Annotated in this window: 11 protein-coding genes; 2 read left to right on the forward strand and 9 right to left on the reverse strand. The window is 60.1% G+C overall.

The window, feature by feature from the left end; all coding sequences use genetic code 11:
* Positions 1-200 precede the first annotated feature (200 nt).
* Positions 201-2,741 (forward strand): PAS domain-containing protein, encoded by a 2,541-nt coding sequence (locus FW796_RS16975; protein ID WP_446439616.1) that lies wholly within the window; start codon positions 201-203, stop codon positions 2,739-2,741.
* A gap of 51 nt (positions 2,742-2,792) precedes the next feature.
* On the forward strand, positions 2,793-3,068 hold the full coding sequence (locus FW796_RS16980; RefSeq protein ID WP_011061856.1) for a peptidylprolyl isomerase: 276 nt from the start codon (positions 2,793-2,795) through the stop codon (positions 3,066-3,068).
* Positions 3,069-3,159: 91 nt separating this feature from the next.
* On the opposite strand, the gene FW796_RS16985 is transcribed toward FW796_RS16980, so the two are convergent.
* The 9 genes from FW796_RS16985 to FW796_RS17025 all read right to left on the reverse strand — a co-directional run bounded on the left by FW796_RS16985 (position 3,160) and on the right by FW796_RS17025 (position 12,266).
* Complete coding sequence (locus tag FW796_RS16985) at positions 3,160-4,077, reverse strand: sugar kinase (RefSeq protein ID WP_446439617.1); 918 nt, start codon at positions 4,075-4,077, stop codon at positions 3,160-3,162.
* Between the two features lie 120 nt (positions 4,078-4,197).
* Positions 4,198-5,415: an amino acid deaminase gene (locus tag FW796_RS16990; RefSeq protein WP_446439618.1), complete on the reverse strand. Its 1,218-nt coding sequence runs from the start codon at positions 5,413-5,415 to the stop codon at positions 4,198-4,200.
* A gap of 47 nt (positions 5,416-5,462) precedes the next feature.
* Complete coding sequence (locus tag FW796_RS16995) at positions 5,463-6,227, reverse strand: IclR family transcriptional regulator (RefSeq protein WP_446439619.1); 765 nt, start codon at positions 6,225-6,227, stop codon at positions 5,463-5,465.
* 167 nt (positions 6,228-6,394) lie between these two features.
* Positions 6,395-6,784, reverse strand: a complete 390-nt coding sequence (locus FW796_RS17000; RefSeq protein WP_102881511.1) for a RidA family protein — start codon at positions 6,782-6,784, stop codon at positions 6,395-6,397.
* Between the two features lie 1,129 nt (positions 6,785-7,913).
* The gene (locus FW796_RS17005; protein ID WP_346636228.1) at positions 7,914-8,459 is read right to left on the reverse strand and encodes a hypothetical protein; all 546 of its coding nucleotides are present in this window, start codon (positions 8,457-8,459) and stop codon (positions 7,914-7,916) included.
* A 46-nt stretch (positions 8,460-8,505) separates the two neighbouring features.
* Positions 8,506-8,685, reverse strand: a complete 180-nt coding sequence (locus FW796_RS17010) for a hypothetical protein (RefSeq protein ID WP_346636227.1) — start codon at positions 8,683-8,685, stop codon at positions 8,506-8,508.
* A gap of 135 nt (positions 8,686-8,820) precedes the next feature.
* Positions 8,821-10,254: an RtcB family protein gene (locus FW796_RS17015; protein WP_446439620.1), complete on the reverse strand. Its 1,434-nt coding sequence runs from the start codon at positions 10,252-10,254 to the stop codon at positions 8,821-8,823.
* A gap of 224 nt (positions 10,255-10,478) precedes the next feature.
* On the reverse strand, positions 10,479-11,447 hold the full coding sequence (locus FW796_RS17020; RefSeq protein WP_346636225.1) for a hypothetical protein: 969 nt from the start codon (positions 11,445-11,447) through the stop codon (positions 10,479-10,481).
* Positions 11,448-11,864: 417 nt separating this feature from the next.
* A complete protein-coding gene (locus tag FW796_RS17025; RefSeq protein ID WP_404937165.1) occupies positions 11,865-12,266 on the reverse strand; it encodes a hypothetical protein in 402 nt (133 codons plus the stop codon).
* Between the last annotated feature and the right edge of the window lie 124 nt (positions 12,267-12,390).

A 12,390-nucleotide genomic window follows, 5' to 3' on the forward strand; every position in this document is an offset into this window, starting at 1 on the left:
AAAGCCTCAGCAGAAGCCACGGTGATAACCGTTCAGCCTCTCTAGACTGGTCATCTGCCGCAAAAGCAGGTGAAAATAACCCCGCCCGAAACACCTACAATCCATCCGTTTGAATATGCACCGCATGTCCATGCGACTTTTCGAGTGAACGAGCCTGACGCCTCGCCGCGCACGACTGCTCCACCCAGGACACCTTCGACATGAATGGCACCCACTCCGGCAGCGAAGCCGCCCACCTGATTGCCCGTCTGGACTGGTCCGCCACAACCCTCGGTGAATCCGACCACTGGCCGCAAAGCCTGCGCACCGCCGTGGACATCGTGATCCATTCGCCGATGCCGATGCTGCTGCTCTGGGGCACCGAGCTGACCCAGATCTACAACGACGGCTTCGCCCTGCTGGCGGGCAACAAGCACCCCAACGCCTTCGGCCAGCCCGCACACCTGACCTGGCCGGAGCTGATGGACTTCACCGACCCCATCTATCGCGCGGTGCTCAAGGGTCAGGTCCGCAGCTTCAGTGAGCAGCGCTTCAGCCTGCAACGCAGCAACGGCACAGAATACGACCTGTGGCTGGACCTGACCTACAGCCCGATCCGCGATGAGCGCGGCGACGTCGCCGGGATCCTGGTAACCGCCATCGAGACCAACGAGCGCCGGCGCATTGCCCTCGAACTGCAGCAACGCTCCGACGACAGCCTGCGGGCCCAGCACGAGACCGAAGAACGCCTGCAGCTGGCGCTGGCAGCAACCGACGCGGTGGGCACCTGGGACTGGGACATTGGCGAAGACCGCTTTATCGCCGACACCCATTTTGCCCAGCTGCACAGCGTCGACCCCCAGCAGTCCCGGCAACTGCCTATCAGCGAGTACCTCAAAGGCGTGCACCCGGAAGACCGCGGCATGGTGGCCCGGGGCATCAAGCACTGCATCACCCATGGCACCGAGTACGCCGAGGAATACCGCCTGCAATTGGCCGATGGCCAGGTACGCTGGGTGTTCGCCCGGGGCCGCTGCTACAAGGACCACCACGGCCGGCCGACGCGCTTTCTCGGCGCCGCCCTGGACCTGACCGAGCGCAAGCAGATGGAGCAGGCGCTGCGCCAGAGCCAGACCGAACTGCAACTGATCATCAACGCGATGCCGGTGCTGATCGGGTATGTCGACCGCGAGGAGCGTTTTCGCCTGAACAACAGCGCCTACCTGGACTGGTACGGCCTGACCCCGCAGGAGCTGTACGGCAAGACCATCCGCGAAGTGCTGGGCGACGAGATCTACGCCACCCGCGCCGAGAACATTGCCGCCGCACTGGCGGGCAAGCCCTGCAGCTTCGAAGCCAACTCGCCCCACCGCGACGGCCGCCCGCGCCATGCCCTGATGAAGTACCTGCCGCGCTACGGTGCCGACGGTGCCATCAACGGTTTCTACATTTTCGTCATTGATGAAACCGAGCGTAAACAGACCGAAGAGGCCCTGCGCAACCTCAACGAAACCCTGGAAGAGCGGGTCACCCGTCGTACCGAGGCCCTGGCCACCGCCAACCAGCGCCTGCAGAACGAAATGTTCGAGCGCGAGCGCGCCGAGGACGCCCTGCGCCATGCGCAGAAGATGGAGGCTGTGGGCCAACTCACCGGCGGCATCGCCCACGACTTCAACAACATGCTCACCGGCATCATCGGCAGCCTGGACCTGATGCAGCGCTACATCGACAACGGCCGCGGCGATGAGATCGGTCGTTTCACCGAAGCCGCCATGTCCTCGGCCAAGCGCGCCGCGTCCCTGACCCACCGCTTGCTGGCCTTCTCCCGGCGTCAGTCCCTGGACCGCCAGCCCCTGGACCCGAACCAGCTGGTGCGCTCACTGCAGGAGCTGTTCAACCACACCAAGGGCGAACACATCCAATTGCAGATGCAACTGGCGGACGATGTGTGGCCGGTAAACACCGATGCCAGCCAGCTGGAAAACGCCCTGCTCAATCTGGTGATCAACGCCCGCGACGCCATGCCCCACGGCGGCCGGCTGCTGATCGAAACCGCCAACAGTTACCTCGACGGCAGCGACATCAGCACCCTGGAGCCGGTCAAGGCCGGCGACTACGTGATGCTCGGGGTCAGCGACAACGGCGCGGGCATGAGCCCGCGGATTCTGGCCAAGGCCTTCGACCCCTTCTTCACCACCAAGCCCATCGGCCAGGGCACGGGCCTCGGGCTGTCGATGATCTACGGTTTTGCCCAGCAGTCCGGCGGCCACGTGACCATCAGCAGCGAACCGGACCAGGGCACCTGTGTGCGCCTGTACCTGCCTCGCCTGCACAGCGCGCCCCTGGAAAAGCCGGAAGCCACAGGCAGCAGCGAGGCGCCCCAGGCCATGGCCGGGGAAAGCGTGGTGGTGGTGGAGGACGACCCGGCAGTGCGCATGCTGGTGCTCAACGTCCTCAGCGAACTGGGCTACCGCGCTTTCGAGGCCGAGGACGCCCGCAGCGCCCTGCCCCTGTTGGAGTCGCCGATGCGCGTCGACCTGCTGGTGACCGACGTCGGCCTGCCGGGCATGAACGGCCGGCAACTGGCGGAGATCGCCCGCCAACAGCGGCCCGCGCTGAAAGTGCTGTTCATGACCGGCTACGCTGAAAAGGCCGCGGAGCGCCAAGGCTTTCTGGAACCGGGCATGGACCTGATGGCCAAGCCGTTTTCCATCGAAGAACTGGCGCAGAAGATTCGCCAGATGATCGGCCGCGAGTCCTGAATTCAGGCATAATCCGCGGCCGCCGATTTCCCGCTACAAGGTCACGCCATCATGAAAGCCCAAGCCCGCCACATCCTGGTGAAAACCGCCGAAGAAGCCGAGCAGCTCAAGCAGCGCATCGCCAAGGGCGAAGCCTTCGATGTCCTGGCCAAGAAATACTCCACCTGCCCGTCGGGCAAGCGCGGCGGCGACCTGGGAGAAGTGCGTCCGGGACAGATGGTCGGTGCCATTGATCAGGTGATATTCAAAAAGCCCCTGCGCACCGTACACGGCCCGATCAAGAGTAAATTCGGCTATCACCTGGTGCAGGTGTTCTTCCGCGACTGACCCACCACCCCCCGTAGGAGCTGGCTTGCCAGCGAAGGCGTCCGCAAGAACACCGCCCCATCCACAGGCCTCTTCGCCGGCAAGCCGGCTCCTACAAAGCGGCCTCTCGGGGAATCAACGCCCCCGGATGCTGAATCACCCGGCTCGCCAAGCGATGCCCGGCCTGCGCCGCGTCCACCGGACTGCCACCCAGCAAACGACAGGCCAGATAAGCCGCACTGAAGGAATCCCCCGCCGCCGTGGTGTCCACCACCTGTTCCACCTGCTGCGCCGGTATTTCGTAGCTCTCACCGCCACAGCGCACCAGGCACGACTCGGCCCCGCGCTTGAGCACCACCTCGACAATATTCGGATACGCCGCGAACACCCCATGGGCGTAGTCATGGCCAAACAACGCCTGCTCGTCATCCAGCGTCAGCAACGCCAGATCCACATGCTCCAGCACCTGCAAATAGGCCGCCCGAGCCTGCTCCACCGAGCCCCAGAGCCGGGGACGATAGTTATTGTCAAACACGATCTGCGCCTGGCGGCGACGTGCCTCCACCAACAGGTCAATCAGCTTCTTGCGCCCCGACTCCCCCAGCACCGCCAGGGTAATGCCGCTGAAGTACAGCACATCGTAATCCTGCAGATCCTCGAGGATCGGCCCCGCGGCCGCCGTATTGAAACAATCGCGCACCGCCGCTTCATTGCGCCAATACAGAAAACGCCGCTCCCCCCGAGCATCGGTCTGAATGCAATACAACCCCGGCAAACGCCCGGGCAGGCGCTGAACCTTTCCCAGGCCGATACCTTCCTCGGCCCAGCTCTGGCACATGGCATCGCTGAAACTGTCGTAGCCCAGGGCCGTGACGTAATCCACCTGTGCCTGCTGCCCGAGCTCCCGGCACAGATACACCGCAGTGTTCAAGGTATCGCCACCAAAGCTCTGTTGCAGACTGCCGTCGTGACGCTGTTGCAGCTCGATCATGCATTCGCCGATGGCGGCGATGCGCTTCTTGCTGTTCATGTTCCTGACCTCTCCTTCAAAGCACACACCACCGGGTAGGAGCTGGCTGGCCAGCGAAGGTGCCCTCAAGACCTGCGCCCTAGCCAAGGGCCTCTTCGTCGGCAAGCCGGTTCCTACGTGTCAGAAGCAGGTTTCCAGGCTTTCGATCACCTGCAGGTGCTCATCCACCAGCAAACCGGTGCGCCACTTGTCGAAGGTCAGGCACGGGTGCGATGTGCCGAAGGAAATGATGTCGCCAATACGCAGCTCCACTCCCGGCGCCACGGTGAGAAACGCGTGCTGATCCATCACCGCCGTCACCTTGCACGCCGCCACATCATCGCCGGCACCGGCCTCGGTTCCCGCGCGGTAACGCCGCAGCGGCACCGGCAACCCGGCGTCATAGGCCACATCGCGCTTGCCCAGGGCCACTACCGCAAACCCCGGCTCCGGCAGCGACTGCACATGGGCCCAGACCTCCATCGCCGGACGCAGGCCTTCGTGCAAATCACTGCGTCGATCCAGCACACAGCACTGGGCCTCTTTGTAGATGCCGTGGTCATGGGCGACGTAACTGCCCGGACGCAGCACGCTGAGGAAACGCCCCTTGGCGTTGTGGGCCTCGAAGGACTCGGCAATCAGGTCGTACCAGGCCGAACCCGAGGCGGTGATGACCGGCCGCTCGATGGCAAACAGTCCGTCGTTGTGCAGATCCACCGCCAGACGCACCAGGGAATCGGCAAACTGGCGAATGCCGCTGATGGCCTGGTCGCCGTGGATCACCCCTTCGTAACCTTCGATACCGCACAACGCCAAAGCCGGCTGCGCCTGGATCGCCTTGGCCAGGGCCAGTACTTCCTGCTCGCTGCGGCAGCCGCAACGACCGCCCACCACGCCGTACTCGATCATCACCTTGAGGGTGACCCCACGCTCAGCGAAAAACGCCCCCAGATCGGCCACGTTATCCGGGTGATCGACCATGCAATAGAAATCGAAATGGGCATCCGCCAGCAGCTCGGCGATCAGCGCCATGTTCGGCGCACCCACCAGCTGGTTGGCCATCAACACCCGACGCGCGCCATGGGCGTAGGCAGCGCGAGTCTGTACCGCCGTGGCCAAGGTGATACCCCAGGCACCGGCCTCCAGCTGCCGCTGAAACAACCCCGGCATCATGCTGGTCTTGCCATGGGGCGCCAGCTCGGCGCCGCTGTCGCTGACAAACTTCTGCATCCAGCGAATGTTGTGCTCCATCGCCTCGCGGTGCAGCACCAGGGCCGGCAGGCTGACGTCGCTCAGCAGACTCGCGCCGTTAGCAGCGGCGCCCTTTTCCACCAGGGGCAGATTCAAAGCAGAAGACATGTTGGCACTCCTTATCAAGGCGGCTGCGCACAGCCGCGACACAGGCATCAATCGTTGATACGCCGGGCCAGACGATTGGCGCTGTCGATCAGCACCCGGCGATATTCCTGGTAATTGCGCTGGGCATCGGCCCTGGGCGCGACAATGCACAAGGTACAAATGCACACCCCGTGCGCATCGCGCACCGGCGCGGCAAAACAATGGGTAAAGGTGTCGGCGACACTGTCGAAGGAAAAGAAACCGTCGTCGGTGGCCTGACGAATTTCCTGGAGGAAGGTCTCCAGCGGCAGACGTTCACCATTGGGCAGCATGAAGTCCTGATCATCGATCATCTCGACGATCTGTTCATCGCTCATATGCCCCAGCAGCAAGCGCCCGGACGCGGTCCAGGGGATCGGCGCGTTCTCGCCAATGTCCGAGGAAATACGAAAATGCCGCTCGCCTTCCTTCATCAGCGCGACGGTGTATTTGCGCCCGTTGAGCAGGCACATCTGCGCCGTTTCCCGGGTCTGACTGACAATTTCCTGCAACGCCTGATCGGCCTCGCGGCTCAGATCGAAATGGCGCAAATGGGCCTGCCCGAGAAAATACAGCTGACGCCCCAAGTACACATGACCGTCCTTGCCCACCGGCTCCAGAACCCGCCGTTCCAGCAAGGACGCCACCAACTCATAGACCGTGGACTTGGGACTGCCAATGCCCTTGGCGATATCATTGGGCCGCAGCGGCTGACCGATCTCCTTGAGGAAATCGAGAATATCGAACGCCCGATCCAGACCCTTGGCCCGGCGCTTGATGTTGTCTTCACTCATCTATCTGGTCTTCCCAAAAACCTGACACACCTCTCGCCCCGCAGGAGCCGGCTTGCCGGCGAAGAGGCACTCAAACCTTGTGTCGCCCTCACGGCCGTCTTCGCTGGCAAGCCAGCTCCTACACAAGCCAGCTCCTGCACAAAACAGCCGGGACAAGTTCGCCCCCATCAAGGCTTCTTCTTGTAGGCCACACAATCGATCTCGACCTTGCAGTCCACCATCATGCTGGCCTGCACACAGGCCCGGGCCGGCGCGTGTTCGGGCTTGAAGTACTCGCCGAACACCTTGTTGAAACTCCAGAAATCCCGCGGGTCTTCCAGCCACACGCCAACCCGCACCACATCCTCCAGGCCGTACCCGGCCTCTTCGAGAATGGCCAGCAGATTGCGCATCGTCTGATGCGTCTGCTCAACGATTCCACCGTGAATGATCTCGCCATCCAAAGCCGGTACCTGACCGGACACATGCAGCCAGCCATCGGCTTCGACGGCGCGAGCGAAAGGACGCGGCTGGCCGCCGCCTGCGGTGCTGCCTGTGCCGTAACGGGTGATGCTCATGAGAGGTTCTCCTGGTTGAAGGTTGGCCATCTTGCTGGCCACGCCCAAGAATGCTGTCCAACTCGCCGCGTGTTTCTGTGCAGTCAATACCGCAGAAAACAACGATGACCTGGAAAACGCCAAGGCTCTAAACAAAGACACTCCGCCTCAAAGTATTCCGCTACAACGGAATAAAATATGAAACAACGGAATAGGCGCCAGAGTGTGCCATGGAGAACAAAGGAGATGACAGGGGGATGGCAAAACTTTCCAGGAATGGGTCATCCCGTCGCCTTGATCAACCCTCAAGCTCCTTTGCTTGACCTGCTGACCTGCGCCATGACCACCCGCAATGCCGATCACCTCGACCTGAAGCGCTTCTCGAGCGTGACGACCTAGTTGTTACACAATGGCTGCGATGTGTTGCGCGTCACGGAACAACAAGCATTGCAATTGCCGAAGCCGACTTGCCGGAGATGAGGCCTGTAAGACATGCAGCGTCTGGGCCGACGTCTTCGCTGGCAAGCCAGCTCCTACACGAGGGGCGCGACACGCCGCTCCAGCTCCAGCTTCAGGCCGGCCGGCAGGCCGCCGTCGCGCTCTTGATTTTGATCTTGATCTGAACGCCCCGTTAACCACGATGGCCGAACGCAGGCATTGAGCCGTGGGTAACCCGGCAGGACGCCGGGTTAGCCGCCATCAGGCCATGGATGGCCTGTGGCGGCGGCCCACGGATCAATGCCGGAGTGAGGGAATGCCGAGCCTAGGCGAGGCACCGAGTGGAGGGGCAAGACTTTTTGGTTCCTTTTGTGTCGTTTGACAAAAGGGACTCGCCGTAAGGGCGAAACCGCCAGTGGCCACACCCAAAGCAACGGATATGTACACCTGCCAAATCGGGGACTCCGGTTTACGCGCGCCGAAACGCCAACCGATCGACCGAGAGCAAGCTCCCTCGCCACAGAGCTTGTGTGGCCATGGCAGACAACTGGGTGACAGCGCAGCAACCGCTACCTACAACACCCAATCCACCGGTGTCCTCGATGCCGCCTTCGCTGGCAAGCCAGCTCCTACCCAAGAAACCCCATCGTGCGTGTCACCCCCGTGCCTGACCCAAACTCTTCCCCATGGAAAGCCTGGCGCCCACAAGGCATCAATCAACATCAGCAACGCACAACACCCACCAAAGATTTCGCGCCCCCTGACAAACCACATAGGCAGAAGAAATAGTCGAATCCCTGGTCAACTCACACCAATCGGAACTATCGAACCGATACACCACCAGCTCGGAAAACGGCGCCGGAAACACAGCATCCAGCGCTTCGAACACCACCTCGCGGGCATAGGCCACGGAACATCCACGGGTGGACGAATGACACCCGCCCCGAAGCACCACCGCCAATAACGAGCCCTCGAACTCATATCGATTCAGCATGGAAAAGGGCCCGAACTCACCCTCGATCTGCCCGATAGCCGTCGACCTGGCGAAGTGGCTGAAACGCTCCAGAAACTCGGCCAGTCGCTGCCTCTCACCCAACACCTTGATGGCGGGCTCAGGCTTGAAGAAGCAGGACACCACCTCGCCACACTGGGCAAGCACGGCAAGCAGTTCGACAAGGGGTCGCTTGTCGACGACGAACTCGCTGGCACCTGTCAATGGCGCTACAGCATCGTGCTTCAGACTTTCATCTTGATTCATGATCGAGCACCCCACCTTGGCCGCAAACAGGCAATCACCAGAGCAACTACCGTGCCCTGGGCTTTTGCGGCCGCAGATAGAAGCCAGAAATAAGCGCAATCAGCACCAGCATCAACGCCAGGCTGGGATCACCTTTAGGCAGCATGAACTGATAAAGGCCAGCGCCCATCGAGAGCATCGACCCCATGCACAACACAAACCAAACAGCTTTTTTAAGCAACTTCACGATCTGATGACATCCCTTGCACAGATAACTTCAACGACACTGCTCAGAACGACCAGGCCGGGGGGCGACAATGTATCGGCCGCACAGTTGCACGGCAAACCCGAAAACCATCCCCGCCCCACAGTCCCTGCAAGCTTAAGCCTTGAAGGTCAAGATCGGCGAAAACCGCGCCATCACCGACACCGTGCCCTCTTCCACCTGGGACTGGATCACCTGGCCAATTTCCTTGTAGGCCCCCGGTGCTTCTTCGATCATCCGTTCTTCCTTGGTGGTGATGCACTCCACCCCCTGCAAACCGAGGAAAGCCTTGTCCTTCTTGGCCTTGAACACGATCTCGCTGCGGGACATGGAACGCCCGGCACCATGACTGGCCGAGCGCAGCCAGCGCTCGTTACCCAACCCGGTGAGCAGGTAGGAGTCATGCCCCATGCTCCCCGGAATCAGCAGCGGCTGCCCGGCATAAGCCGGTGTGGCGCCCTTGCGGTGCACATTACCGCCTTCTTCGCGCAGCACGATGTTGTGCGGAACATCGACAATCAACGGCGCCTCGATGCACGCGCCAAACACTTGCCGGGTGCGCTGGCGCACCATTTCCGCGATCAGCGCACGGTTGGCGTCGGCGTAATGGGCGGCGCTGTGCATGGCCAGCAGGTACTCGTCGGCCATCTCGCCAAACAGGGCGAAGATCTTCGAGTCGGGGTGCTTGATCCCCTCCGGCCACAGAGCCTTGGCCTTGTCCATCCAGCGCCGCCCGACATAGAAGCCTACGTCCCGGGAACCGGTGTGAATCATCATCACCACCTGCCCCACGGACAGGCCCTGAGCAAAGCAGGCCTGACGGTCCACCAGCTCGGTGACCACCTGGATCTCGACAAAGTGGTTGCCGCCGCCCAGGGAGCCCAGGCCCGGGTCGCGGAGGATTTTCCGCGACCGGTCCTGCAAGGCTTCAGGCGCGTAGTCGGCGCTGCCTCGGGTGAAGGACGACTCATGCAGGCCCGACAACTCACGCTGCAACTGGGCGAAATCCGCCCCGGCAAACAACCCGATGGGGTCCTGCTGCTGCACCTGGGCCCAGAAGTCCCCCAGCCCGGCTTGAAACAGCGCGGTCATGGCCGTTGGGCTGGTGGGGATATTGCGCGTGCCCTCCAGCAGATCGCCACGGACCAGGGCGGTCCACTTGGCTTTCTGCGCCATGAACTGCTCGTAGTTCAGCCCCAGCTTGTGCAGGCGCATCCCGCAATTGATGTCGGTGCCGATGGCTTGCGGCACCACCATGTCGTGGCTGGTGACGATCACACTGCCCACCGGGATCGGGCTGCCTGTGTGGAAGTCCGGCGTGGCGCAGGCGCACTTCACTTCACCGCCATGGGGGTGGGCGACCTTGGCGAAATCCATCAGTTGGAGGATGGCTTTCTCTTCGATGGCAAAGCTATCGGGCAGCAGCAAATCCACCTTGAGCCCGGCGTCATTGATCGAAGAAATAGAGAGAGAATTGGAATTCAGGCGTTCGATAGCCACCCCGGAACGGGCGAGCTTGTGCTGAATTCTTTTCAGAGGAGTCTTGGTCATTTTCAACTGCTTTTCTTGGACGCAACAAAACAACCACCCTTTTGGTGGCTGGAATTGTCTGGTCAGCAGCGAAACTTAGACGGCGCGGATGATGCTCAGCGCAAGGCTGAATGTAAATACCCTACTGCAAATTATTTTCTGGATTGACTGACCCGCCTACCCTCCAGACTGCCCGAAGAGGATCAGCCTGGCATGCCTCCCTCAGGCTCAATACCTAGTGCGCTTTACAAACGCTTGACCTGAAAGGCGTTCGGGCTCGATGCAGCAATGTCCTCGCCCGACTTGCTGCAGTCTTCAGTCACGTCTTTTTTCAATTCTGCATCTTCAAGTGCGCAGGCCTTGGCAATTTTTTCACTGGTGCTTTTCTTCCAGATCGAAAATTTAACGACACTATTTGAAGTCTCTTTTCGTATAGCATCATCCAGCTGCTGAAAAACAGCATCAGTGCAACTTGTATATATATTTTTCAAGGCCGTCGCATTATATAACTTCTTATGATACGGATATTGCATCAATGTATTATTCACTTTGCAGTCGCGTTCTCTTTTCAACTTATAAAGCGCAACATCAGGTGTTTTTCTTATGCGATCCGTCCATATACCCTGATCCCAATCATTTCTCACAGCATAGCCAGCTGTCAGCGCAAGATCATACACAGTAGTGACATTACGAAGTTTCTCGATCGTCAAGTCATATGTATCCTTGCTATCCACGCCCGCAGGCACCACAACCCTGCCAAGATAGTCTCGCGCATCGGGGAAAATTTCATTTGTCTTTAAATACGCAAGATCATAGTTACGCTTTCTTTCACTCACAATCTCGGTTGTAAACCCCCATTTCAAAGAAGATACAAGCAATGAGCCTTGAAGCAAGCGCGATCTATGAGCCTGTTTGTACTTGAGATAGACACCTATATTTTCCGCCCGCTGCAACTCTCTCCTCTGTTGATCTTCTTGTATTTTTGAAGCTGTGCAAGAGGTGAAAAAAGAAAAGGCGCCTACCAATGCCGCCCCGACAAAAACAGGGCCAAAAATGTACTTTACCAGTTGATCCCTGTAACGTTCCTTCCGAACAGGAAAAGCACGAATCGCAGCATCTTTAATAGCATCTACAGCAATCTGCTCAATGGCGTTTCTTATATAAGCCTCCATCTTAAGATCACTTTCAGTCTTATCTGCATCATCCTTACCCATTTGCACTCTCCCTAACGAGCTTAAACAAGGCAAAACAACTGACCGATAACAAACACAGACACCACAAACACACCCACAAGCCACCAACCCCAGCCTAATAACAAGCAGCTATTTCAAGTAGTCCAAACATTCAAAGCAACAGCTGCCTTACCATTGCAAATATTAGCCGAGCCATAAGAAGCCACAGTGAAACCGATCAGAGGCAGTCGCTGTGATCGCAACCAAGCCAGCTCAATGGGGAAAGAATGTGGACGTGGCAAATGAAGGTGGGAAACTACCAGCCCAAGACAGGACAGAAGGCCAAGTTACGCACGCCGCACGAGCTTATCGAGGAGGCCGATCCGGGATCTCCGGCAGCCAAGGGCAGGACTGCCACCGCCTTCGCCAGCAAGCTGGCTCCTACAGAGCTGCGTGGGGTTAAAAGTTGAAGCGCACGTCCTTGACCACTGGCACGCTGCCCCAGTGAAAGTTGCACAACCGCGCCACTTCCAGATTGCCCTCGCTCACCGGTACGCAGCCGCCCTTGAGGGTGACGCTGCTGGTGCCTTGGCGCGAGAGCGGGTATTCCACGGCAGGTCCCGCGGGGATGCGGTGAACCAGGGTGACGTCTTCGGCGAAGTCGTCAGTCAGACTGAAGATCAGACTGCCATCCACGATCAGGCGGTAAGTGTCGTGCTGAAAAGCAGCACCTGGGAGCAGGCACATTTGCGCGCTGTGACCCTGCACCTTCTGCTCCTGGCAGTTGGCTCCCGGCTCGGCTTGTGCCCCTTGCGCCAGGAGCAGCGCTGCCAGCGACCCCAACCATTTTGACTTGAACATCGGCCCTGCCTCCTTGGGAAAAGGCCGCTGTTATACCCGTGGCCGCGGGGAATCGCCAGCTACCGTCTTCGCGAGCAAGCTCGCTCCTGCCACAGCAGGGGTAATCGCCGTTAGCGGGGCTGCG

The sequence above is a fragment of the Pseudomonas sp. 910_21 genome (assembly GCF_052850735.1).